Source organism: Labrenzia sp. PO1, assembly GCF_012273635.1.
GTDB classification, from domain to species: domain Bacteria; phylum Pseudomonadota; class Alphaproteobacteria; order Rhizobiales; family Stappiaceae; genus Roseibium; species Roseibium algicola.
Window position 1 is genome coordinate 737067 of sequence record NZ_JAAXCR010000003.1, and the last position, 25581, is coordinate 762647.

Sequence of the window (25581 nt, forward strand, 5' to 3'; positions counted from 1 at the left end):
CTGGAGATGGTAATCGGAAGGCAGAGTGTTTCACCCTGTTGAGAAGTGACCTGGACACTGGCCAGGCTTTACCGTCAAGAACTCAGCCGACGGTTTCAGACCGTGGCATCAGCCGGACTGGACACCTTGCTGATCCTGCCTTCTTCCATCCAGACGATCTTGTCTGCAACATCGAAATACCGGTCGTCATGCGTGATCGCGATGACTGTGCGGCCCTCTTTCTTCAGTTTCATCAGGAAATCTGTATAGAACCAGCGCCGATACTCCGGATCCTGATCGGCGGCCCATTCGTCAAAGAGGTAGACATCCCTGTCTTCCAGCAGGGCAACGACCATGGCGAGCCGCTTTCTCTGGCCGGTGGACAGGTTCGTCGTGCTGAACCTGTTGTTCCGGTAGTGAACCTTCTCGTCCAGTTTCATGTCTTCCAGCAGGTCGTAAAGCTTCTGCTCGTCCGTCAGATCCACACCATAAAGCCGGTCGAAGAGGTGGAAATCGGAAAAGATGACCGAAAACAGGCTGCGATACCGGTCGATGTTTTCAGGTTTGACGACCTTGTCGTCCCAAGACAGATGACCGCCATCCGGCTCATAGAGACCGGTCAGGATCTTCGCGAGAGTCGACTTGCCGCTGCCGTTGCCACCAACGATGAAGACCATTTCGCCCGATGCAATTTCCAGGTCACAAGGCCCGATCGAAAATGGGCGGTCGCCATCTTCGCTATGATAGGTGTAGGCAATCTTCTTCAGGGATATACCTTTGGAAAGCCTTGCCTGCCGCACTTCGCTGCGCTCATCCATGGCTTCGCTGTGTTTTTCCAGAAGCTCTCTCAATTCCTCGATATTGGACACCGCCAGATTGGCACGCGAAACCACCGGCAACATGCGGATGATCGAGGTGATCGCGCCGCTGGCAAAGACGATCACCGTGACAATCTTGCCCGGGATCGAGAGGTCCGACACATAAAACGGTATCGCAAAGACCAGCGTTCCCATGAGCGTATAGAAGAAGACATCACTGACAGATTGGCCATAGTTGAAGGAGCGGCCGGATTCCACACGTAGATCCTCGACCTGCTCTGATCGCGGAATGATGTAGTTGTGGAAGAGATCGTCGCTGCGCTGCGCGTTCAGCTTCACTTCCTTGAAGCCGCTGAGAATGTTCTCGAAGCTGTTGTGAAAGGCCTGTTCGCTTAGGCTTGCCTGGCGCATCAGTTCCTCCGCATCGCGGTAGCTCTTGCGATAGAAGAAGATGGCGCCTGCCAGAAACGCCAGGGTGACGATGAAGGCAAGCGGCGAGAGATAGCAGATATAGAGCGCCGACATGACCAACTGCATGACGAAATAGATCAGACCGACAAGCGCTGGCGCTGTTTCCTCGATTGTCTGATGGTCACGACCAACTGCTGCCCTGATACGGGTCAGGCCGATTTCTTCTACGGTTGCGAGGTTCAGACTGCGGACTTGCGCGGTCACCCGGATCCGCAAGCGACACAGATAATCGGCGATGATTGCGGTTGCCATGTTGAGGGCGCGATTCATCGTGAACAGAACGGTCGCGCAGCCAAGCACGAAGAGACCGAGATACTGCCACTGCAGACCGGTGTTCTGCTGATAGTTCGTCACCGCGTTGATGACAGCGATGATCAGCCCCATGACCAGCCCGGGCACCAGGGAAAGCAGCAGGAAGGTGCGTTTGCTGTCGCCCGCTTCACGATACAAGAGACGAAAGAAATTCATCGAAGACCAGGCGCTCCAGGTGGATCATCACCGTTTGAGAAATATGTCAGTTCAGGGCAGCATCCCGAAGGCTTTTCGGGCGGATGTCGGTCCAGTTGGCGTTGACGTAGTCCACGCAGTCCTGCCGCTTGCCGGGGCCGAAGACCGACCGCCAGCCATCGGGGATCGGCACGAATTCGGGCCAGAGAGAATGCTGTTCCTCGTCATTCACCAGCACATGGAAAATGCCGTCCGGATCGTCGAATGGATTTGTCATCGCCGTCTCTCCCAACCTTGCGCGTCAGTCTTTCCACGCCGTGTTGCACCAGCCGAATTCATCATAATCATCAAGGCACTGGTCAACAAGCGACAGCATCTGGTCCATTGAACCGTCGCGCCGTGCGATTGCAGGAAGCTGCAGTTTCACCTCTTCATGATTGCCGGCATAATTGCGCTCGTAAAGCTCGTGACGCCCTGCAAATTCCGAGCCCGTGGCGTCCCACAGCAGCTTCATCAGCTTGATACGGTCTTTGTAGCCGACGCCGTTGGAGCCGCGCACGTACCGTTCCAGATAACCGTCGATTTCAGGGTTCTGGAAATCCTTTGCGGAAGACGGCAGATAGATCAGCGCGGACGCGACGATCTTCTGGACAATCTCCTTCACACGACCGTAGGCATCGGGCGCAAGCGCGCGATAGGCCTGCGCGGCCGATAGTCCCGGCAGGAAAGCGCCGTCTGCAAAGGCTTCTGGTGTCCGGGCCATTGCATCCGACAACGACCAGAACAGGTGACGCAGGGCGATCACCTCCCCTTGCAGAACCTGATTTCCGCGAAACTCGTCACCGCTGGTGATGTGCAACGCCCTGGTCAGCAGACCGGCGAGAAAGTCCAGCTTCACCGCAAACCGGGTGCATCCGTGGAAACAGGTGCCTTGCAGGTAGCCCGTGTCCATCAGGAAGTCGATCGGCTTGTGTGCAGGCCCATAGACCAGCACGTTCTCCCAGGGCACGAAAACATTGTCGAGAACGAGGATGGCGTCGTTTTCGTCGAAGCGGGAAGACAGCGGGCTGTCGAACGGCGTCGAGGATTGGCTCGCCGCATATTCGTAGGAATTCCGGCAGATCAGCTTGATGCCCGGCGTCGACATGTCGAGAAAGAACATGAAAGCCGTAGGCGGTTCGTTGGTTTCCGAGACCGCGTGGTGGCTGAGAAAGTTGTAGTGGGTCAGTGCTGCCGAAGTCGCGACGACCTTTGCACCTGAAAGATATAGCCCCGCGTCTGTTTCCTTGACAACGTGAACCAGGATGTCTTTTGCATCGCTGAAAGGCTTCGCCCGGTCAATCGGCGGATTGGCCACAGCATGGTTCATGAAATAGGTGCGCTGCTGAGCCAGATGATACCAGCAACGCGCGTTGTCTGCGAAAGGCCCATAATAGGCCGCGTTGGCGTCCAGCGTGTTGACGATCGCTGCCTTGTAGTCCGGTGAGCGCCCCATCCAGCCGTAGCTCATCTTTGCCCATTCCGCGATCGCCTTCTGTTGACCGAGCAGGTCCTCTGCCGATCTGGCCACCTTGAAATATCGGTGTGTGTAACCGGTTGGATCGGCATCGGCAGGTGCGGTCAGGACGTTGGTGCCACTATCGTGATCCTGATGCAGGGCATCGTAAAGCCGTGCCAGGGAACGTACCGAGTTGCGAAAGGCAGGATGACCCGTCAGATCGGTCACCCGCTCTCCATTGAAATAGACACAGCGCTGGTCCTGGAGACTGTCGATGAACTCCGCGCCGGTCATGGGTATCGCGCGCTGTACAGCGTGTTCAGGTTCCACGGGATTGAGGATATCAACCGACATTCTTTAGTCTCCCTTCCGCAACGGCCTGCCTGAACGGCTGATCGCCAAGGTTCATCAAAGCATTCAGCCCCTCGCCGATTTCGCAAAGGGCCTGCTGCGATGTCATTTCATGGTGTGTACAGTCGAGTGCGTGCGCCTCGAATTGTCCGCTTGTCCGGTTTTCCCAGGGATCGGCCTCAACACCCAGCATACGCTTCGTATCGTTCGAAGCGTAATGCACCAGGGGACAGTTTAACGTCTTGGGCCGATAACCATGTGCGAGCAGCGCGTTGTTTCGGGCGATCCGCAGCATGTTGTTGAAGTCGACTGGGCTGAGGTCTGCCAGAGGATGGGCACTGTCTTCCAGAAATCTCCGGACATCATCAAAGGTAATGTCTTCGGGTACTCGTCCATGCGGATCGAAGCCGATCATTTCAAGGAACGCACCGCGCGCTCCACTATCTGAAAGATCCGGCAACGGGTCTCCTTCGTGCATCGGATAACTGTCCAGAAGCATCAGGAACTCGACGTCTCTGCCGCTTTCTTCCAAAAGACGTGCCATTTCGAAGGCAGCCAGCCCTCCGAACGACCAACCAAGCAACCGAACCGGGCCCGTGCTGGCCACCTTGTTGACACTTGCGACGTAATCGGCCGCCATTTGGTTCAGCGTTGAAGGCAAATCGGCCTCGCCGATGTAGCCGCGCGCCTGAAGCGCGATGATCGGGACATCGGCTGGCAGGACTGAAGCAAGGCCGGCATACGTCCAACCAAGACCGAAGCCCGGATGAACGCAGAATAGTGGCGCCTGACATCCTGCCCGCCGGATCTGCAGCACCGGCTCCAGCAAACCGGTCTTGCGCCCCTGCCGGAGCGACAGCAGACCGCGCACCGTCGGTGTTTCGAAAATATCTCGAAGGCTGACGTCCAGGCCCATGCGTTCCTTCATCAGTGCCTTCAGGCGTGCGGCGAGCAGCGAATGCCCCCCCATATCAAAGAAACTGTCTTCCGGTCCCGGCACTACGCCGGGCAGCAGTTCAGCGAAGAGATTGCACAACAACGTTTCCTGGAGTGTTGCCGGACTTGTTTCTCCCTGTTTCCAGACAGGATCCGGCAGCGCCAGACGGTTCAGCTTTCCATTTGGTGTCAGCGGCAATTCCGGGAGTACGATAAAAGCGCCAGGCACCATGTAGTCAGGCAGGTTTCGCTGGAGCACGGAACGAAGCTCTTCAGTTTTGAGTTCAGCCCCTTCTTCCGGAACAACATAGGCAACGAGCGAAGAACCTCGCGCTCCATCCGGCCGGTCCAAGACCACCGCCTGCGCAATATTCGTCATCGATGCGATGGTCGCCTCGATCTCGCCAAGCTCGATACGATGGCCTCGAATCTTGACCTGGCTGTCTCCGCGTCCCAGGAACACAAGCTCACCGTTGCGTCTGCGATAGACCGTGTCCCCGGTCCGGTACATGCGAGCTCCATGGCCTGCAAACGGATCGGCAACAAAGCGTTCGCTCGTCAGATCCGAACGCCCGTGATAGCCACGTGCGAGCCCAAGCCCGCCGATGTAGAGTTCGCCGGAAATACCTTCGGCGACAGGCTGAAGGGTCTCATCAAGTACGTAGACCTGCGAGTTCCACAAAGGTTGCCCGATAGACGGAATGCCAGAACTTTCGAGGGAAACAGATGCGCTCACAGACCAGATCGTTGTCTCGGTCGGGCCATAGACATTCGTCACCGGCCCTGCGGTTTGCAGCTGCGACGCTAGTCCGCCGTCCAGAGCCTCACCGCCCACAAGAACCTGCAAACGCGGCAGTGGCCCAACCTCCAGAAGCGACCGCCAGAGCGATGGCGTTGCCTGCATGACCGTTGGTTTTTCCTGGCCGATCCAGTCATGGAGGCGATCCGCTTCGCGCTGATTGCCTTCAAACAGCACTACGCCTGCACCAACCAGCAGCGGGCCGTAGAGCTCAAGCCCGGCAATGTCGAACCCGATCGTGGTCGCGCTGAGCACCTTGTCCTGCGGCAGAAGGCGAAGCTCGGTACTCAGGCAACACAGAAGGTTCTTGAGCCCCTCGCGTGTAACGACGACACCTTTCGGCTTACCGGTGGAACCAGACGTGTAGATGACGTAGGCCGGGTGCGCGGAATCAATCGGTTGTTTCCGGTCGGCATCGGTCAGGGTCGAAGCGGACATTGCAGCCAGCTCGGCACCGGTCGCCTCGGCATCCAGCAGCAGAAGTGCCGATGTCGGCGCACCGTCCGTCAAGGCGGCGGCGGTCACCGTCTCGGAGATCACAAGACGCGGCGCGGCATCGTCCAGCATCATCGCAATGCGGGCTGCCGGATAGTCCGGATCCAGCGGCAGATAGGCGGCGCCCGTTTTCAGCACCGCCAGCAGCGCCACGATCATGTTCGGGTTTCTCGGCAAGGCGATCGCGACCCGGTCCTCTGCACCAATGCCGCGCCGGATCAGAAGATGCGCCAGGCGGTTTGCCCGCGCCTCAAGCTCGGCATGGGTCAGCCGCTCCGTGCTGCCGATAACCGCTTCCCGCGTTCCAAACCGGGAAGCCATTGCAGAGATCAGCTCTGTCAGATCCCCTTCCGGCAAGGCGTGCCGTGTTGCGTTCCACCGGTCCTGCACAGCCTTTCTTTCAGAAGCCGGCAGCATCTCGAGAGATCCGAGCGGCGCTTCCGGACGGGAGGCCATCTGCGCCAGTACATTGCACAGCTGCCCCAGGAGACTGCGGCCAAGGTCTGCGCCGATCCTCTCTTCCCGGCAATCCAGCCGCAGCAGCAGCCGTTTGCCCGGAACAACCATCAGGCTCAAAGGATAGTGGGTCTGGTCATGCACCTCGACACCGCTGATACGCAGGCCATCCGGCGAAGCCTCATGGGTCTCGTCGCTGAAGGGATAGTTCTCGAACACCACCAGCGTGTCGAACAGGTCTCCAAGTCCCGCTTCTGCCTGAATCTCCGGCAGCCCCAGATGCTGGTGCGGCAGAAGTGCGGCCTGACGGGACTGCAGCTCCTTCAGGAAGCTGCTGACGGTTGTTGCCGGAACAGGCTTTGCCCTTACCGGCACGGTGTTGATGAAGAGGCCCGCCATGGTTTCGACGCCGGTGATCTCGGCAGGTCGGCCGGAGACCGTCGTGCCGAAGATCAGATCATCCCGTCCACAGATGCGGCCAAGCACGACCGACCAGGCGCCCTGGAGCACCGTGTTCAAGGTGATGTCCAGCGTGCGGGCCAGGCCTTCCAATGACCGGGTTGCGTCCTCGCTCAGGAGATCGTCAAAGCGCAACACCGCACTGCCTTCAGCAGACGTGGAGCCGGAGGAAGTGTTTGCAGACTGGCCATAGACAGAGGCCGCCAGCCGGGTCGGTTCCTCCAGACCGGACAGAGCTTCTTGCCAGGCCGCTTTCGCAGCCGTCTTGTCCTGGTGCTGCAGCCAGCCGAGATACCGGTCAAACGGCGTTACAGGCGGCAGCCCCCCTGCCTCGCCGGCTTCGTAAATCTCCTTCAACTCCCGCATCAGCACCGGCAGCGACCAGCCGTCGAGAAGAATGTGGTGATTGGTCAACACCAGCCAGGCACCGCCGTCCGGACGTTTTACGAGGCAGACACGCAGCAATGGACCTTGAGCAAGGTCGAAACGGGTCTTCCTGTCTTCCCGAAGAAAGAGATCCAGCTCCGCTTCCGGATCTGCGTCCTCGGACAAGTCCACCTGCTCAAACGGCAGCTCGACCTTCGACAGGATCACCTGAACGGGATCACTCAGGCCTTCGTGGCAGAAGACAGCCCGCAGAGATGCGTGCCGGGCAACGAGAACCTGAAGGCTCGCCTCAAGACGCTGCGCATCCACCGGGCCATCGAGGCTGACAACCGTCTGCACCTTGTAGGCGTCCTCCCCCGTCTCAGCGTCCATCAAGGCGTGAAACAGCAAACCCGACTGAAGACCCGTCAACGGCCACACCGTCGATAACAAACCGCCGTAGCGTTCAACAAGCAAGTCGACATCGTCCTGGGAAACAGCAGCCAGCGGGAAATCCGAAGGCGACTGACCACCGGCTTTCGACCAGTTGCCGTGTGCTGCCAGCCGGATCAGAGCGTCTTCCCAGAGAGCCCTGAATTCAGCGGTCTCTTTTTCCGAAAGATGTCTGCTGGCAAACCCGAACTCGGTGTGGAGGCAAAAGCCCTTTTCCTCTTCGATCGCCTGACAATCGATGGAAAGCATGTGAGCAAGCGGTGTTACCGGATCGAAACCGCCGCGCAATCCTCCAAAGAACGGCGCCGCGCTCCAAGCACCACCAGCCCCGGCCGGAAAACGACCGAGATAGTTGAAGGCGATCTGCGCCTTGTTTTCACTCACAAGTTTGGCGGAGGTCTCCTTGTTGAGATACCGCAGCATTCCATAACCAAGGCCATGATCGGGACGTACGGAGGCTTGCTCCTTGATCTCGATAATGAGCTGCTTCAAGTCCGCGTCGGAGATACCGGAAATTCCATTTCCTGCCTTCGTGACCTCCAGCCGTGCCGGGAAGACGCTAGTGAACCAGCCGACAGTTCGGCTGAGGTCGGCGTCTCCAATCGCTTCGCGTCCATGCCCTTCGACGTCACACAGGATCGGACCACCCGGTTTTCCAAACCTGGAAGTTTTGAAAGCCCCAACGGCAAGGCCAAGTGCCGCCAGAAGCACATCCTGCGGTCCGCAGCTGTAAAGAGCAGGCAGACGGGTCAGGATCTGCTCGGTTTCCTCAGCGCTCAGAAGGCTGGCAAGGGACTTCAACGTCTGAACCGTATCCTGCTTGCGATCCAGATCACCTGCCAGAAAGCGCTCAGCGCCGGATGATAGAAGCGCGCTCCAGTACCCCTCTTCAGATACGCGCGCATCGGAGGCCGCATCGACTTGCAGCAGCCTACTCCACGCTGGGAAAGAAGTGCTTTCAGGTTCCAGGCTGATCGGGCGGTCGGCCGACCAATCGTCCCAAGCTGTCCGAAGATCATCGGTCAGGATGCGCCAGGAGACACCATCGATCACCAGGTGATGCGCCACAAGCAGAAGCAGACCCGGCCCCATCTGGCCACGGTCAAACCAGATGGCACTGAATACCTTGCCTCGGGAAAGAGACAAGGCTTCAACTGCGGCGGCATGCTCTTCTTCCAGAAGATCTTTCAGCCCGTTTTCGTTTTCGATCTCACTCAGGCTGATGTGCTTTAAAGGGAAAACGTCGGCGAGCTCGGCAACCGGAGCAATCTTCATCGCCGGCGTAGTCTGGTTCGCTCGAGCCCGCAGCATCCCGTGTCGCTGGACGATTGCCCATAGTGCAGCTTGCAGGAATTCGGCATTTGCCCCCTTCGGAAGCATCAGACAGGTCGACTGGAAAAAGCCGTCGGCGGGACCACCCAGTTCTGCAAACCAGCGCAGGATTGGCGTCTGCAAAACGGTATCTGACCCGAATTCGTTCAGTTCATTGACTTCCGGTCCTTCAAACGTCCTTGCCACGCTCGCAAGCTTTGCAACCGTCTTGTGATCGAAGACGTCTTTCGGTGTTGCCTTGAGACCCTTTCGACGCAACAGTCCAACAAGCCGGATTGCCGATATGCTGTCGCCGCCGAGACCGAAGAAGCTGTCGTCGAGCGCGGGAGGCGATATGCCGAGCGTTTCGGCAAAAGCGGCGGCTACCGCCTGTTCTGCCGGAGACTGCCGTCTTGTTTCTTCAGCTCTTTGCGGGCGGCTGGGTGCCGGCAGGGCTTTCCTGTCGATCTTGCCGTTCGGAAGCCTTGGCAAGTAGGGCAAGAGGTCTATCTGTGCCGGAACCATATAATCCGGCAGACGGTCGGCGCAGTAGCGCTGCAGCTCTTCTGCACTTGGATCCGATCGTTCCTGCCCGATCACATAGGCAACAAGCCTAGAAGCGCCCTTCCGGTCGCTGTAGACGCTCACGAGACATTGGGCGACATCGCTGCGTTCCAGAAGCACACGTTCGATCTCGCCCGGCTCGATACGTCGTCCCCTGACCTTGACCTGCGCATCACTGCGGCCCAGGAAAAAGAGGTTGCCGTCCTCCGCCCGATAGACGAGATCCCCTGTTCGGTACATTCGCTGTCCGGCACCGGCGAACGGGTCGGCGACAAATCTGGAAGAGGTCAGATCCGCAAGGTTCTGATAGCCCCGCGCAAGACCGGCACCGCCGATGTACAGTTCTCCAGCCACACCGTTCGGGACGGGCTGAAGCGTTTGATCAAGTACGTAGAGGCTGGAATTCCAGATCGGCAACCCGATGGGCGCGATATCGACTTCCTGAACAGGTGTCAGCGGCAAGCTCATGGAACCGCACACGGTCACTTCTGTAGGGCCGTAAGCATTGACGAGGCAACAACGGTCAGACCATCTGCGAACTTCCGGCACGCTGATGGCTTCGCCGGCCGTTACCAGCACACAACCTTCGGGAAGATCTGTCGTCGACATCACGCTCAAGAGGCTCGGCGACAACGTGATATGCGTTACCCGTTGCGCATACATGAATGTCTTCAGGGCTGCAGGATCTGTGAATGCCTGTCTTGGCCAGATCACAAGAGCCGCACCGGAGACCAGGGCCGTGGCGATTTCCGAAAAGGCGGCGTCGAAACTGAAGGATGCGAACTGCGCGACCCGAGACTGTTCCGAAATCGCAAACCGTTCGATCTGGGCATAGGCGAGATTTGAAAGCCCCTCGCGGGTAACGACGACACCTTTCGGCTTACCGGTCGAGCCGGACGTGTAGATGACGTAGGCCGGGTGCGCGGGATCAATCGGCTGTTTCCGGTCGGCATCGGTCGGGGCCGAAGCGGACATCTTGGCCAGCTCGGACCCGGTCGCCTCGGCATCCAGCAGCAGAAGCGCCGATGTCGGCGCACCGTCCGTCAAGGCGGCTGCCGTTGCCGTCTCGGAGATCACAAGACGCGGCGCGGCATCGTCCAGCATCATCGCAATGCGGGCTGCCGGATAGTCCGGATCCAGCGGCAGATAGGCGGCGCCCGTTTTCAGCACCGCCAGCAGCGCCACGATCATGTCCGGGTTTCTCGGCAAGGCAATCGCGACCCGGTCCTCAGCACCAACGCCGCGCCGGATCAGAAGATGCGCCAGGCGGTTGGCCCGCGCCTCAAGCACGGCATAGGTCAGCCGCTCCGTGCTGCCGATAACCGCTTCCCGCGTTCCAAACCGGGAAGCCGTTGCAGAGACAAGCTCCGTCAGATCCCCTTCCGGCAAGGCGTGCCGTGTTGCGTTCCACCGGTCCTGCACAGCCTTTCTTTCGGAAGCCGGCAGCATCTCGAGAGATCCGAGCGGAGCTTCCGGGCGGGAGACCATCTGCGCCAGTACATTGCACAACTGCCCCAGGAGACTGCGGCCAAGGTCTGCGCCGATCCTCTCTTCCCGGCAATCCAGCCGCAGCAGCAGCCGTTTGCCCGGAACAACCATCAGGCTCAAAGGATAGTGGGTCTGGTCATGCACCTCGACACCGCTGATCCGCAGGCCATCCGGCGAAGCCTCATGGGTCTCGTCGCTGAAGGGATAGTTCTCGAACACCACCAGCGTGTCGAACAGGTCTCCAAGTCCCGCTTCTGCCTGGATCTCCGGCAGCCCCAGATGCTGGTGAGGCAGAAGTGCGGCCTGACGGGACTGCAGCTCCTTCAGGAAGCTGCTGACAGATGTTGCCGGAACAGGCTTTGCCCTTACCGGCACGGTGTTGATGAAGAGGCCCGCCATGGTTTCGACGCCGGTGATCTCGGCAGGTCGGCCGGAGACCGTCGTGCCGAAGACCAGATCATCCCGCCCACAGATGCGGCCAAGCACGACCGACCAGGCGCCCTGGAGTACCGTGTTCAAGGTGATGTCCAGCGTGCGGGCCAGGCCTTCCAAGGACCGGGTTGCGTCCTCGCTCAGCAGATCGTCAAAGCGCAGCACCGCACTGCCTTCAGCAGACGAGGAGCCGGAGGAAATGTTTGCAGACTGGCCATAGACAGAGGCCGCCAGCCGGGTCGGTTCCTCCAGACCGGACAGAGCTTCTTGCCAGGCCGCTTTCGCAGCCGTCTTGTCCTGCTGCTGCAGCCAGCCGAGATACCGGTCAAACGGTGTTACTGGCGGCAGAACCCCTGCCCCGCCGGCTTCGTAAATCTCCTTCAGCTCCCGCATCAGCACCGGCAACGACCAGCCGTCGAGAAGAATGTGGTGATTGGTCAACACCAGCCAGACGCCACCGTCCGGACGTTTTACGAGGCAGACACGCAGCAATGGACCTTGAGCAAGGTCGAAACGGGTCTTCCTGTCTTCCAGGAGAAACCGCTCCAGCGCCGCTTCCGGATCTGCGTCCTCGGACAAGTCCACCTGCTCAAACGGCAGTTCGACCTTCGAAAGGATCACCTGAACAGGATCGCTCAGGCCTTCGTGGCAGAAGACAGCCCGCAGGGGAGCGTGCCGGGCAACGAGAGCCTGAAGGCTCGCCTCAAGACGCTGCGTATCCACCGGGCCATCCAGGCTGACAACCGTCTGCACCTTGTAGGCGTCCTCCCCCGTCTCAGCGTCCATCAAGGCGTGAAACAGCAAACCCGACTGAAGACCCGTCAACGGCCACACCGTCGATAGCAAGCCGCCGTAGCGGCTGCTGACAATGCTCAGATCTTCCTCGCTGATCCATCCTGACTTGAGATCAGTTCCGATCTCCGGCAATTGCTGCCTTTGCGCAGCCGTTGCCAGCTCTGCAGGGGTCTTGTTGCTGAAGACATCCCTTGCCGAAAACACCAGCCCTGCTCGCCGTGCTCGACTGACCAACTGAATGGAGAGAATACTGTCGCCGCCAAGTGCGAAGAAGTTGTCGGCAGGCCCTACGGTTTCCAGACCCAGTACATCAGCAAACAATGCGCAGATATCGGTCTCGGTTTGCCCCGCAGGTACCTTCGCTCCATCGCCGTGAATTTCAGGCGCAGGCAGGCGCTTGATGTCCAGCTTGCCATTGGTCGTGAAAGGAAGTTGTTCCAGAAGAACAAAATGGGCTGGCACCATGAATGCAGGGAGTGTCTCGGCAAGCCTTTTTCGCAAGCCTGCAAGATCTGGTTCTCCTGTCCCCGTACCAACCACATAGGCAACGAGTTTCTTTTCCCCGGGCCTGTCTTCACGCACGATCACCGTGCACTGGCCTATGTCCGACTGCCTACCGATAGCGTTTTCGATTTCCTGCGGCTCGATACGGAAGCCATTGATCTTGACCTGGTGATCGGCACGTCCGACGAAGGTCAGCAAGCCGTCGCTGCGCCAGCGCACCAGATCCCCGGTCCGATACATTCTGCTGCCTGCGGGCCCCGCGGGATCGGCAACGAAGCGCTCGGCCGTCAGACCGGTCCGGTCGAGATAGCCAAGCGTCAGGCAGTCACCGGCCAGGTAAAGCTCGCCCACCATGCCGATACCGACAGGTTGCAGGCGGTCATCCAGAATTCGGACGCTACAATTGTCACGCGGCAACCCGATGGGAACCTTGTGCGCGGATTTCTCCAGCGTGTGCATTGCATGCCAGGTCACGAAGGTCGTGCCCTCTGCCGGGCCATAGCCATTGACGAACCGCGTCCCTGGCGAGGCCGCCGTTGCCCGGCGCAAGGCTTCTGCGGAAGCCGCCTCACCACCTATCAGCACTGACCTCAAAGGCTTGAATGCTTCGGGTTTTTCACCTGCAATGATGTTGAAAAGACGTGTCGTGATACAGGCCGCAGATACCTTGTGCTCTTCGACCAGCCGCGCAATCGTTTCAGCATCGAGAATGCCAGGCGGCGCGACGAAAAGCTCCTGCCCCAACATGAGCGGTGTCCAGATTTCATAGGTCGAAGCGTCAAATGCATAGGGCGAATGCAGCAAGACCCGCTCATGGGAGCCTTCCGGCCAGCATCCGTCGAGCGCGAGGGCCTGAATATTGCGGTGGCTGATCGCGATCCCCTTCGGCCTGCCTGTGGAGCCGGAGGTGAAGAGAACGCAGGCGATCTGTCCATTGGTGATATTCGGTAAGGTCTCCTTTCCCGCCGCCACTTGCAGGTGGCTGAAAGGAACGCAGGGTGCATCATTGAAACTGACTGATATCGCGTCTTCACTGTCAGTCAGCACGAGGTGGGCCCGGGTGTCGGCAACGAGTTGTTGAAGCCGGTTGGCAGGATCGTTCCTGTTCAAGGGAACATATGCCCCACCTGCCTTCACGATCGCGAGCGTTGCGACGACAAGATCAATGGAACGGTCCATCAGGACCGCGACCCGCGCCCCGGGTGCAACGCCCCAGCGGAGGAGGTTTTGCGCAACGCGGTCCGACAATGCATCGAGCTCTGCATAGGAAAGCATGCGGGTCTGGCTGGAGAGAGCGACCTTCTCGCCCTTTTCCCTGGCCAGCAGACGAAACCGCTCGGGCAAAGACATTTCGATCGCAGCGTTTTCGACCCGCTCGCCTTCGCACAAGGCGGCAAGGCGTGACGCTTCGTCGGGATCGACAATCATGAGGTGGTCGATCCGTTTGTCCGGATTTTCCACGGCTGCGCGAAGCAGATCGATGAAACGCCGGGAAATATTGCCCGCAACCTCCCGATCCAGAAGATCTGTCCGGAATTCGATCCGCCCGTCGATACCGCCTGCGCCTCCGACCTCGTCGCGATGAGCAGTCAGGTCGAAGGAAAGATCGAACTTTGAGGCTTCGACAGGCACGTCTTCAACTTCGCAGTCCAACCCCGGCAAGGTAAGAACAGTCGCTCCTGCCATATCGAGCGCCAGAACGGTCTGGAACACCGGATGAAAGGACAGGTCCCTGCGTGGTGCGACCTTGTCGACCACGAGCTCGAACGGCAAGTCCCGGCGGGAATAGGCGGCAAGGTTCCGCTGACGTGTATCGGCCAATAACGCGCGAAAGGTCGGCCTGCCGGAAAGATCGCTCCGGAGCGCCAGCATGTTGACAAAGAGACCTATGGTTTCTTCGAAAGAGCTGTCCGGGCGGCCATCGACAGGCGTTCCGATGACGATGTCGTCCCCTGCGCCGAGCCGCGACAAGGTCGCAGCCATCGCAGTCTGCAGTACCATGAACAGGCTGGTCCGAGTTTCCGTTGCCAGTCGCTCAAGCTTGCAATGAAGCTCTGGCGGGATTGCGACGGCTACTCCGTCGCCTTGCCAATAGGTATTCTTTCGTTGCCCTTCGGCACAAGGCAGATCAACGCAATCCGGAGCGCCTGCGAGGTCTTCGCTTGCTTCAGCAAGACGAGCGGCAAGTTCCTGTTCTGCTGCCTCGGACAGCCGGGTATGCTGCCAACTTGCGAAGTCGGCATATTGGACTGCCGGCTTTTGCCAGACAGGTTCCTTGCCGCTCATTCTCGCCGCAAAGGCCATCTCGAAGTCGGCAAGCAATGGACGCAGGGCGCCACCGTCAATCGCGATATGATGCACGACAATCTGCATCATGCATTGCGGTTCAGGACCGAAATTTTCGTCTGTAACGATCGACACTCTCACCGGCAGGTCCTTGCACAGATCGAACGGACTGGAAGACTGACGGGAGAGTTCTGACCGACCTTCAGCTACTGGTACTGAAACAATCCGTATGACATCTTCCGAAACGAAACCCGTACGGATCTCCTGATACGGCTCTCCGGCCCCGTCTTGCGGATAAACGGTCCGCAAGACCTCGTGCCTCTCGATAACGTCTGACCAGGCTTGCCCGAGAACGGACGGATCGACAGCGCCGGAAAGCCGGAAGCGGTAGGCCAGATTGTAGGAAGTATCTTCCGGGTGAAGCCGCTGCAGGAACCAGAGACGCTTTTGAGCAGAAGACAGCGGAACCTTGTCGGGTCGCGCAACGGATTTCTGTTTCAGGGAACATGGTTTCGCTGCCCCTATCAGACGGGCAAGCGCAGCCGATGTCGGCGCGTCGAAAATCTCGCCTGGAGCGATCTGCACGCCAAATCGGTCTCTCAGTCGATAAGCAAGACGCGCGGCGAGCAGTGAATGCCCACCCAGGAGAAAGAAATTATCCTGGACTGAAACTGAGTGGACGCCGAGCAGCTCTGTAAATGCCTCACAGATTGCGGTTTCAAGGTCGCTCTGCGTTCCGCTTGCGCTCCGCCCAGCCGTCGGCACCGGATCCGGCAACGCTTCCCTGTCCAACTTGCCATTGGGTGTGAGCGGAAGTGCATCGAGAGCCATGATCGCCGACGGCAGAAAGGCTGGGGGGAGAGCTTCTGCCAAGGCGACCATAAGCCTTGCGATATCCTTGTCGGCTCCCACTTCCCAGACAACATAGGCAGCAAGATAGACGTCCGTGTCGTCACGTCGCTTCGCAACGACAGCCGAGCGGGCAACTTCCGGCAATCTGTCCAGGGCTGCTGCGACCTCTCCCGGTTCGACACGAACGCCGCGTATCTTCACCTGATGATCGGAACGCCCCAGATATTCGTAACCACCGTCAGGCATTCGCCGCGCAACGTCGCCTGTTCTGTAAAGCAAGGCACCAGCGGGTCCAAAGGGCGAAGCGACGAACCGTTCTGCGGTCTTGTCCGGTTGGCGATGATATCCAAGCGCAAGACCTGTGCCGGTTATGTAGAGTTCACCGGTCTCCCCGTCGGAGACAGGCTGAAGCAGATCGTCGAGCAGGTAGACGACTGTTTCCCGTATAGGGTAGCCGATGGCAATTTTCCTGTCTGCATCACATCGCGCCCAGAGGCTGTCCCCCGCAGCTTCTGACGCACCGTAGAAGTTGAACAAGCGGGCGTCTGGCAGTTTCTCGCAGAATTTTTGCAGGAGACTTGATGGTAGAGGCTCGCCACTCGTGACCCAGGTCCGGCAGCCCTTCAAGTCTGGCAAACAGTCGTCCTCGAGAAGACTTGCCAGCAGGCTCGGCACAACGGTCAACCGCGTGACGGCAAACGTCGCCACCGTCTCTGCCAGTCGCCTTGGGTCAGCGGAAACATTTCCACCTTCGAGGACGACCGCACAACCATTGCACAAGGCGCCCAACAGCTCGGTCGACCCGTCAATGAAGTTCAAGGAGGTCTTGAACAGCGTCCGCTCACCCGGAACGAAGGGCAAGGCTTCCGATATCCAGGCCAGCCTGTTGGCAAGAGCGGCCTGCCGTCCCAGCACGCCCTTGGGCCGCCCGGTGGAACCGGACGTATAGACCAGATAGGCAGGATCATCGCCCGTCAGCCGGCGAACAAGATCACCACCCACAGGTGCGATATCAGGCTGTCTGGCGATGTCCCGGCTCAGCGAACCGTTTCCAAGCATGACCGCCCGTGCTGTCTGACCAGCCGCCTTTACAACGCCGGTGACCGGTTGCTCCGCTAGGATCAGATCCGGTTCTGCGTCTTGAAGCATGTCAATCAGACGCTGTCGAGGATAGGTCGGATCGAGCGGCATGTAGCACGCTCCGGTCTTGATCACGCCCAGCAGGCTTACGACGAGGTCCGGCCCGGCAGCACAGCCGAGTGCCACGATCTTGCCAGGCCCGATACCCCGGCCGATGAGGTACCACGCGACACGGTTCGCCTTCCGGTCCAGTTCCTCGAAGGTCAGAACCTTATCCGGCAGTATCAGTGCCGTGTCACCAGGTCTCGACTTCACCTGCCTGGCAAAAAGTGCGCGAACAGAATCAGTCTCATTGTCCGATGTTGCTTCCAACGGCAAATGGCTGGCATCCGGACGCGCAATGCTGCCTGAGGCAGCCTTTGCCCTTGCTGTCTGGAAACCACTTTCGCGGGATGTCATTGAGATCAACTCCGTCGAAGAATTGCCGTTTCTGTTTTGCCTGTCCGGCCGAAACCGAATTGAAATATCGTCAGCCTTGCAGCCCGAGGCGCTGCCTGAGTGTCAAAGGTTCGTGCCCCGCCGGCCGTACGTGCCCTCGCTGGCGGAGAATTGGCACGACGGAGCGGGAAAACTCGTCAAAGCTTCCGGGAAAGTGGGTCGGGGTAATCACGAAGCCGTCGCAAGCGCCGCTTGTAAAATAGCTCTCAAGCTGATCGGCTACCTGTTCCGGTGTTCCGACAAGACGCGGCGTCGACGTGCTCCGCGCCATCCGAATGGCAATGTCGCGAAGCGTCCAGAGCCTTCCCCTGTCCTCTTCCCGGATCCTCTCCAACCAGGGAAATGCGGCTCCGCCATCGACAGCCGCCTTGTTTGGCGACTTGCCAGAACTCTCCAATACCTTGTCGATTGGCGTATCAGGATCGAAACCTGTCGCGTCGACGCCGATCATGCCCGACAGAAAGGCGATGGCGACATCCGGATGGATCAGCTCGTCCAGATATTCGGCCCGCGCTTTTGCAATGGCTTCTGTTTCACCGATCACAGGCTGCACCGCCGTCAGCAGGAATATCTTCTCCGGGTCGCGCCCCATCTCTGCAGCCCGGCGGCGAACATCTGCACGCAGTTCCGACATACCCTCGGCGTCTGCCTGAATGGCGAAAACGACATCAACCCACTTGGCGGAAAAATCACGACCCCGCGGAGAAACGCCGACACTCATCAGGATCGGTTCGCCGTCCGGTCCGGCGGGAAGTGACAAGGGACCTCGGAGCTTGAAGCGTTCGCCTTCGTGATCAATGGGATGGATCTTGCCGGTGTCCGCGTAAAGCCCGGACGCCTTGTCACTTACCAGCGCGTCCGGTTCCCAGGACTTCCAGAGCTTGCGGCAGATCTCCAGGATCTCTTCCGCCCTGTCATAGGCTTCGGGAGAAATGAGCTTTGGGAAATGACCGAAATTGTGCCCGTTGCTCGGACCAGCAGAGGTCACGACGTTCCACGAGATCCGGCCCCTGCTGAAATGGTCCAGCGTACTGAGCGTACGGGCCAGATGATAAGGTTCCATGTAGGTGGTCGATAGCGTGACCGTAAAACCGAGCGACTTCGTTACCGAGGCCATGAGGGAAACCAGCAGGTTCGGGTCATGGCGGATGGCACCAACCGCACCGTGTTTCAAAAAGGTTTCGTAGTTGTCGTTCAGTCCGGTTGTCACGCTGAGCGATTCTGGAATGAATGCGAGGTCGAACCCGCCCCGTTCCAATGTGACCGCCGTATCCTTGAAGAGATCGGGATCACAGAAATCCGTTTCGCTGTACGGGTGGCGCCACATGCCGGCGAAATGGCTTCCAGGCACCAGAATATACCCGGCCAGAAACATATGACGATTTGCAACACCAGAACTCAAATCACCCCCCAGGACCGGTTTTAAGCAAAGTAATCGATCGTTTAAATTAGCTACCTACTCACTTTTCATTCTCATGACCTAACGGCAATAAAAAACAATTCACGAATTTTTCGCAGAAGATAAGTTAATTTTTATTCACATTCGTCGTTCAACATATCTCTTTTCGACGTTTACTAAATTTTTCGAAAAACCCTCAGGGTGTTGCCGTAAAAGACCCTTGGTATTTCGAGACTCTCGACCAGTTCAAAGCCCGCAGCCCTTACCTGCTTCTCAACTTCTGCGGTTTTCACCTGCTTCACCCATTCACCGGAAAAAATCAGGTCATCGATATTGTGGGCCAGGCGGCGCCAGAAAGGTGCTTCGACCATATCCTTGAAAAGGAACACTCCTGCGGGACCGACCCGTTTGATCGCCTCTTCAACAGCCGTCATCCGTTCAGGTTCGGCAACATGGTGCAGCACGTCGACCATGGTCACCACATCGAAGCAGTCGTCCGGCAGCTCCGCGAAGCTGCCAATTCGCAGGAAGGATACTTCCGCTGAGTGCCCCGTTCTCCCCGCTGCCTTGCGGGCCGAGGCAAGAGCGCCTTCGTGTACATCGCAGCCGGTTGCTTCGCTTATCCTCCCGGATGCCAGCAGAATCGCCAGCAACGCGCCATTGCCGCAGCCTACATCCAGAACCTTTGCATTTGCTGGAACATGCCGCTCCATCTCTTCGAATGGGCAGACGTAGGGCCTGGCGGAGATCAGCTTGCGCAAGAGCCTTGGCTCATAATCGTAAAGGTCGAAAAGGAACCGGCTAAGGTCCTTGCGATCGAAACTGAATGACCCTGTGCTGGCTGACACTCACCACTCCCATTGTCTGTTTCGATCTTGGTTTCACAAACCGTGAAATTAACCATACGTTGTAGTGACGCAACGCTACACAACACAACTTAAGCAAATTCTTTGGCTCTTGCCTAGCTCAAGAAACACGCTTGCCACAGAGTTGTTTTCTTGCAACTGTGCTGCAATTGACGCAGACAAGACTGCTCGGAAAGCATTGAGAGTTCTTGTTTTTATGCGTTTCTTGGCCGCTAGGTCACCTTAACGAGCTGCGGAGCCGTTTCAATTCCTGGGAGCGCTGAATGAGCGTTGCGGAAGACGACGTCGAAGTTGGTAAGCCGAAAAAGAAGCCGCGCAAGATCCACAGGATGAGCCGGACCGACAAGGCCATCGCCTATCTGCTGCTGCTCGGCTTCGTCTCGATTGTCTTGTGGCCGCTGACGTTCTTTGTCATCGGGCCGGGTGAAGTCGGCGTCCTGTTCAGAACCCTCACCGTCGGCACCGAAACCAGGTTTGTTTATCCCGAAGGCATCAACATCAAATGGCCGTGGAACCGCATCTACCGCTACGAAGTCCGCATCCAGAAACAGGATGAAACGGTCCACGGCCTGGCAGCGGACGGCTTGCGCATCACATCCGATATTTCGGTTCTGTATTACCCGAAGGCGGATAATGCCGGCAAACTGCACCGGGCGATCGGGCCGGAATACGCCGACCGTTTCGTCCGCCCGACCGCCGTGGAAGCGGTTCGCTCGGTGATCGGCAAATACGACCCTCATGAGCTTTATCAGGTCGACATGACGCGCCTCGAAAAGGAAGTCATGGAGACCATTGAAGCCAACAATCAGGATCTCATCGTCTTCGACCAGGTTATCATTCGCCGGATCGAACTGCCGAAGGAAATCAATCAGGCGATTTCACGTAAGCTGACCGAGGAACAGAACGCCCTCGCCTATGAATACGTGCTGGAGCAGGCCCGCAAGGAAGCGGAACGCAAGCGGATCGACGCCATCGGCTACCAGACATTCTACTCGATTGTTGCAGATGCCCTGACGCCGCAACTGCTGACCTGGCGCGGAATTGAAGCGACCGTCGAACTGTCCAAGTCCAACAACAGCAAGATCGTGATCGTCGGTGGCGGGAAAGATCAGCTTCCGCTCATCCTGGGCAGCGACATTGCAAACCAGCCGAATTTACCAGCGCCCGCTCCGGTTAATCCGCAGCGCTACCGATTGCCTGATTTTGATAACCTGCCACAGCTTTTCCCGAACGCTCCTACAGCAGAGGCAGATACATCTCAGGATCAGGAGACACAGCTGAGGCCTGACGAAAATTCGAACGGCGACAGTACATCAAGCGAAAGCACGACGTCAGGTGAGACCGCGCCTGCTTCGTATGATCAAAACACGGAAAAGCCGCAAACTGACAATTGATACCGCGCTGATTGTAAGATTGAAATCGGACCGCACTCAAGCTACGCTCACGTAGAGTAAGCAGCGGGGAGCTGCGACGCTGAAGGAAGGAAACTGTGAAATGACAACGAAGTCCACTCGCACAAGTTCCGCAAAATCAGAAGCTGAGGACACTGTTGATGCAGCTGAAAAGCTGGCAGATGGCAAGGCTCAGACCGAAAGTGCTCCGCTGACCCCGGAAGAACGCACGCTGGCAGCCGAAAAGATCATTCGGGACCATGTTATCGTCGGCACAGGTACCGGCCTCATTCCAGTTCCGATCTTCGATCTCGTCGCCGCAATCGGAACGCAGCTCAACCTCATCCGCAAGCTGGCAGCCGTCTATGACGTGCCATTCTCGGAAAATCGCGCAAGAACCGCAGTAACCACGCTTCTGGGAAGTCTCGGCGGTGTCGGTGCGGGAACCTTTATTGCCACCAGCTTCATGAAGACCATTCCCGTGCTCGGCACTGCGCTCGGTATCGTCGGATCAGGCGCTACGCTTGGTGCCTTCACCTTTGCCGTCGGCAAGGTATTCCAGCAGCATTTTGAAACGGGTGGAGATTTCCTGAGTTTCGACGCGGCCGCCTACAAGGAGCATTTCAAGAAGATGGTGAAGAAGGGCGAAGACATCGCGGAAGAGAAGTCGGAAGCCGCCTGATGTTTGTCGCGCCACTGGTCATCTATCTGCTCCTGTGTGTCCTGGTCGGTTACCGCGGTCGGGACACTCGGCTTGGTTCCTTCGGCTGCTTCCTGGCAAGCGTGGTGCTGACACCCGTTCTGGTGTTCGTCATCCTTTTGCTGACAGAACCTGCCGGTTTTCAGTCGCAGAAGTAATCTGACCGAAAAAAGCAAACCGGGTAACACCGTTCCCGGTTTCTCTTCAGCTGCCTCAAAAGCCTCATCAGCTTACGAGCAGCACGATGCTGTTGAGGTACCCCAAACAAATAGCGCTGCAATCTACCCTGACCTTAACGAACTCCAAAAGGTCAGGGTAAGTGCTTATATGCGTTCGCAGCTAATCCTGAAAAGTCACGTTGCTCAGCTCCTGGAATGCCCCATCGTCAAGACGGCAGGCGGATCACAAAAAGCTTGCGAGTGGTTTCAAGGACTTCCCAGGTTCCGGAGAAACCGGGCTGCAGGACAAAGCTGTCTCCGGGGCCAATTTCCCGGGTGACGCCGTCCTTGTCGGTCAGCACCGACCTGCCGGAAAGGATCGAACAGAACTCCCATTCGTCATAAGAGATTTTCCAGGCTCCCGGTGTTGCTTCCCATACGCCCGAAAACAGCGTCTCGTTGTCCGTCGTTTCAACCAACCAGGTGGTAAACTTAGGATCGCCCGCAATGACCTTTTCCGGTGCTGGCGCATCTTGTTCGGGAACGATGTCGTCTAGATTGAACGGCAGGAAGGCGTGCATGCGGGTCTCTCTGTCAAAGATGGATCAGTTTGAACTGCCGGATGCTAGCCTCCGCTAACGATGCTGACCAGATGACCTTGGCCTTCAATCATCCGTCGTCACGCCCGCAACAGCCGAATGTTGCGCCGCATCTGCTGAATCTGTTCGAAACTCAACACAAAGGGCGTGGTCCGGGGCAGTGTCGCCAGGATGTTCTGCTTGTGCGCCACATGCTCGCTCACACCCCGTGGACTGTCGATCAGATTATGGGCGACCTCATGGGCAAGTGTGCTGGCATCCGCGTTCTTCTTGATTCGGGTAACAGCACCCGTGTGGTTGGCCTTGGACAGGGCCAGGTCCGTGTCGGGATTGAAGCGACGGATATAGAACACCATGATTTCATTCGGACGAATCCTGACGGACGTATGCGCCTCGGCAAGTTCCTTCATCCGGGCAAACAAGAGGCCATGCTGCGAAAACTCCGTCTCCTCGGCAGCGGTCAATGCCAGCGACTGGATGGAAGCAACCTCGAAGTTGATACCGTAATGTCCATAAAGCTCCTTAGCAGTCGTTTCCGCAGTTGCCACCGGAGCATCCGGCGTCACCACGACAAAGATGTGCACACGAACCTTGTGAGTGAAGGACGCGAGCGCCCGGTCCAGCTTGGCCATGGTATTTCGTCCGACGGCGCCGTCGTCCTTGATCGGGGCTCCGCCATGCGTTGAACGCTGGAACTCCTTGACCTTTTGCACGGTTTCACTGCCGTAGACCCCATCCGGACTGAGCCCCGTTCCACCAACGGATTTTGGCATGGGAAACCCCAGGTCAATCAACCCGAACTGAACCAGATGCACTCCATGACCGCTCGACCCGCTGCCGAGCCAAGGGCTGTTGGTGGACGCTGCGGTGAGCTGCGGCACGTTGCGGAAATAGGGAGACGTCAATGCCATGGGATGGGGCTTCCGGACAGTGGACCTGGGAACATCGAAAACAATCGATGATTGCATCTTACCGCAAAACACTATCGCCCCGAAACGAATTACGTAGCGGCATCAGCAATTTCCGTATTCCAGTTTCTCCTGGTGTCCGGACAGGCCTGATTTCGTGAAATCGTGCCTTGCCGCCCTGCCTGCCCCGATGCTTCACTGCGCCAAAACCAGGGAGACACGGGAATGGAAACGGCCATGACCGGCGGTCGCAATCAGGTGACCACCGGAATCGGAATGATGTGTGCAGGTGTCGTGTGCCTATGCCTCAACGACGCCATTGCCAAAACACTGACGGCTGACTACAGCCCCATCCAGATCCTGTTTCTGCGCAATTTGATCGCGCTTCCGATTGCGGTTCTGATCGCACTGAAAATGGGTGGAAGATCTGCCTTGATCTCGCACCGCCCGGCAGCCCATCTTCTGCGCGGAGTGTTGTGGCTCTGCGCCGCCACGCTGTTTTTCACCGGGCTGAGCCTTCTTGGCCTCGCCGAAGCAACAGCGCTGATTTTTGTCATGCCTGTTTTTGTGACAGCGCTTTCCGCCCTGGTCTTGCGAGAACAAGTGGGCTGGCGTCGATGGACGGCAGTGCTCGTGGGATTTCTGGGCGTTCTGGTGGTTGTCCGTCCGGGTTCAGGCACTTTCCAGGCAGCATCGCTCCTCCCAATCGCAACGGCTTTCTTCTATGCCGCGCTGATGCTCAGCGCCCGCCTTGTCGACCCGCGCGAGAGTGTCTGGACCCTGATGCTTTATCTGGTGGGGGCCGGCGCGATCATGAGTGCCCTTGCGATGCCCTTTGTCTGGGTGCAGCCACGCGCGGAGGACATCTGGCTGTTTCTTGGCATCGCACTATTCGGCACGGCCGGCATCACCCTGATGACACAGGCCTTCCGCTTTGCCCCGGCAGCCGTTGTCGCGCCATTCGATTATACCGCGCTCTTGTGGGCGACCCTCCTCGGCTGGCTCTTGTGGGGAGAAATTCCCGACATTGCGACTTATGTCGGTGCCGCGATCATCATCGCGAGCGGCATCGCCATCGTCCTGCGCGAACGGCAGCTGGAAACCTGAAGCCCCGCCGGTGGCCAATGCCACCGGCAGGATCAACTCTGCTTACATGCGCTGGGTGAAAGTGGTTGCCTTCACCAGTGCCGCGTAGTCCTTGGCAAGCTCGAGGAACGCGTCATAGCTTTTCTGCACTTCGGCAAACTTCGGATTGGCGGCAGCGTTTTCCGCCATCACTTCCGCAACCGCCGTCTTCAGCGCAGCCAGGACATCATCAGGGAAGTTGGCAAAGGTAACGCCGTCTTCCTTCAGTTTCTTCATGGCAACCGCGTTGTAATAATCGAACTGTGCGGTGGTCTCGACGGAAGCCGCTTCCGCAGCATAGGCGATGATTGCCTGAAGGTTCGCCGGCAAGCTGTCGTAGGCTTCCTTGTTGACGACGATTTCCAGCGCGGCTGACGGCTCGTGGAAGGCCGGAACATAGCAGTAGCTGGCGACCTTCTGCAGGCCGAATGCCTGGTCCAGCATGGGACCAACCCACTCGGCCGCATCAATGGCGCCGGACTGGAAGGCCGGGAAGATTTCCGGAGGCGGCAGCAGGACGGCGTTGACGCCGAGCTTGCGCATGGCTTCACCGCCCAGACCGGCAATGCGCATATTGAGGCCGGCAAGATCATTGAGGCTTTCCACCGGGTTCTTGAACCAGCCGGCCGCCTGTACGCCCGAACTGCCGGAATAAAACGGCTTGAGGCCGCGTTCTTCATAAAGGCTGTCCCACAGGTCCTGTCCGCCGCCATAGCGAAGCCAGGCGGTTGTTTCGACCGCGGTCATGCCGAAAGGAACGGCAGAGAAGAAGTGCATGGCGGTGTTCTTGGACGCGGCATAGTAAGGCGTCGAATGACCGATCTCGGCAGTGCCCTGCTCCACGGCATCTTCAACACCGAACGGCGGTACGAGCTCACCACTGGAATAGACCTTGAAAGTCAGCTGACCATCGGACATTGCAGCCACGCGGTCGGCAAAGGCGGTCACGTTGGTGCCGACACCCGGCGCCTTCGCCGGAAAGGAAGTCGGCAACTTCCATTCGATCTTGCCTTGCGCAATTGCGGGTGCTGCCAGCAGGCTGGCAGGTGCGGCAACGGCACCAGCCTTCAGAAAATCACGTCTTTTCATGCTTGTGT

The 25581-nt window shown here is 58.4% G+C and carries 13 protein-coding genes; 4 read left to right on the forward strand and 9 right to left on the reverse strand.

Annotation, left to right across the window (positions count from 1 at the left end; genetic code table 11):
• Nucleotides 1–95 precede the first annotated feature (95 nt).
• The 6 genes from HCG46_RS18315 to HCG46_RS18340 all read right to left on the reverse strand — a co-directional run bounded on the left by HCG46_RS18315 (nt 96) and on the right by HCG46_RS18340 (nt 19585).
• On the reverse strand, nt 96–1736 hold the full coding sequence (locus HCG46_RS18315; protein WP_055653825.1) for a cyclic peptide export ABC transporter: 1641 nt from the start codon (nt 1734–1736) through the stop codon (nt 96–98).
• A 46-nt stretch (nt 1737–1782) separates the two neighbouring features.
• On the reverse strand, nt 1783–1992 hold the full coding sequence (locus HCG46_RS18320) for an MbtH family protein (protein WP_022999502.1): 210 nt from the start codon (nt 1990–1992) through the stop codon (nt 1783–1785).
• A 24-nt stretch (nt 1993–2016) separates the two neighbouring features.
• Entirely contained in the window at nt 2017–3567 is a 1551-nt protein-coding gene (locus HCG46_RS18325; RefSeq protein WP_168687007.1) for a 4-hydroxyphenylacetate 3-hydroxylase N-terminal domain-containing protein, read from the reverse strand.
• Entirely contained in the window at nt 3557–17299 is a 13743-nt protein-coding gene (locus HCG46_RS18330; protein ID WP_168687008.1) for a non-ribosomal peptide synthetase, read from the reverse strand. Before HCG46_RS18330 ends, HCG46_RS18325 begins: the two co-directional genes overlap by 11 nt.
• A gap of 70 nt (nt 17300–17369) precedes the next feature.
• Nucleotides 17370–18740 carry an NtaA/DmoA family FMN-dependent monooxygenase gene (locus HCG46_RS18335; RefSeq protein WP_230057562.1) on the reverse strand — a complete coding sequence of 457 codons (1371 nt, stop codon included), beginning with the start codon at nt 18738–18740 and terminating at the stop codon, nt 17370–17372.
• A 173-nt stretch (nt 18741–18913) separates the two neighbouring features.
• A complete protein-coding gene (locus HCG46_RS18340) occupies nt 18914–19585 on the reverse strand; it encodes a class I SAM-dependent methyltransferase (protein WP_139314040.1) in 672 nt (223 codons plus the stop codon).
• Between the two features lie 281 nt (nt 19586–19866).
• On the opposite strand from HCG46_RS18340, the gene HCG46_RS18345 reads away from it, so the two are divergent.
• The 3 genes from HCG46_RS18345 (at nt 19867) to HCG46_RS18355 (ending at nt 21852) form a co-directional block, all read left to right on the forward strand.
• The gene (locus tag HCG46_RS18345; RefSeq protein ID WP_055653814.1) at nt 19867–20997 is read left to right on the forward strand and encodes a prohibitin family protein; all 1131 of its coding nucleotides are present in this window, start codon (nt 19867–19869) and stop codon (nt 20995–20997) included.
• Between the two features lie 100 nt (nt 20998–21097).
• Entirely contained in the window at nt 21098–21676 is a 579-nt protein-coding gene (locus tag HCG46_RS18350; protein WP_023004114.1) for a DUF697 domain-containing protein, read from the forward strand.
• Nucleotides 21676–21852, forward strand: a complete 177-nt coding sequence (locus HCG46_RS18355) for a hypothetical protein (protein ID WP_023004113.1) — start codon at nt 21676–21678, stop codon at nt 21850–21852. Before HCG46_RS18350 ends, HCG46_RS18355 begins: the two co-directional genes overlap by 1 nt.
• Nucleotides 21853–22079: 227 nt before the next feature.
• Here HCG46_RS18355 and HCG46_RS18360 read toward each other — a convergent pair whose 3' ends face one another.
• Nucleotides 22080–22433 carry a cupin domain-containing protein gene (locus HCG46_RS18360; protein WP_055653813.1) on the reverse strand — a complete coding sequence of 118 codons (354 nt, stop codon included), beginning with the start codon at nt 22431–22433 and terminating at the stop codon, nt 22080–22082.
• Between the two features lie 98 nt (nt 22434–22531).
• On the reverse strand, nt 22532–23362 hold the full coding sequence (locus HCG46_RS18365; protein ID WP_023004111.1) for a peptidoglycan-binding protein: 831 nt from the start codon (nt 23360–23362) through the stop codon (nt 22532–22534).
• A gap of 222 nt (nt 23363–23584) precedes the next feature.
• Here HCG46_RS18365 and HCG46_RS18370 point away from each other — a divergent pair, with 222 nt between their 5' ends.
• Nucleotides 23585–24466, forward strand: a complete 882-nt coding sequence (locus HCG46_RS18370) for a DMT family transporter (RefSeq protein WP_062488972.1) — start codon at nt 23585–23587, stop codon at nt 24464–24466.
• Between the two features lie 42 nt (nt 24467–24508).
• On the opposite strand, the gene HCG46_RS18375 is transcribed toward HCG46_RS18370, so the two are convergent.
• Nucleotides 24509–25573 carry a TRAP transporter substrate-binding protein gene (locus tag HCG46_RS18375; RefSeq protein WP_023004109.1) on the reverse strand — a complete coding sequence of 355 codons (1065 nt, stop codon included), beginning with the start codon at nt 25571–25573 and terminating at the stop codon, nt 24509–24511.
• Between the last annotated feature and the right edge of the window lie 8 nt (nt 25574–25581).